The 453-nt window shown below is 58.3% G+C and carries 1 pseudogene; it reads left to right on the top strand.

Features of this window, described 5'->3' with window-relative positions:
- Nucleotides 1-23: 23 nt before the first annotated feature.
- A pseudogene (locus AC5162_RS06430) lies at nucleotides 24-453 on the top strand (DNA-directed RNA polymerase subunit beta); the annotation flags it as partial.

A 453-nucleotide genomic window follows, 5' to 3' on the forward strand; every position in this document is an offset into this window, starting at 1 on the left:
CTTGCCGTGAAGCAGGCGAGACCATGCTGACTGCACCGGAAAACGTGCACTACATGGACGTGGCGCCTTCCCAGATCGTCTCCGTGGCCGCATCTCTGATTCCGTTCCTGGAACACGACGATGCCAACCGGGCACTGATGGGTGCCAACATGCAACGTCAGGCTGTGCCTTGTCTGCGTCCTGAAAAACCGCTGGTGGGTACGGGTATTGAACGTACCGTGGCGGTTGACTCGGGCACGACTGTACAGGCGACACGGGGCGGGATCGTTGACCATGTCGACGCCGATCGCGTGGTGATTCGCGTCAATGATGACGAAAATCAGGCCGGCGAAGTAGGTGTGGACATCTACAACCTGATCAAATACACGCGTTCCAACCAGAACACCAACATCAACCAGCGTCCTATCGTCAAACGTGGTGATCACGTGGCGCGTGGCGACGTCCTGGCCGATG

It is taken from the genome of Fructobacillus sp. ChS1-6f1-1-27, assembly GCF_059579415.1.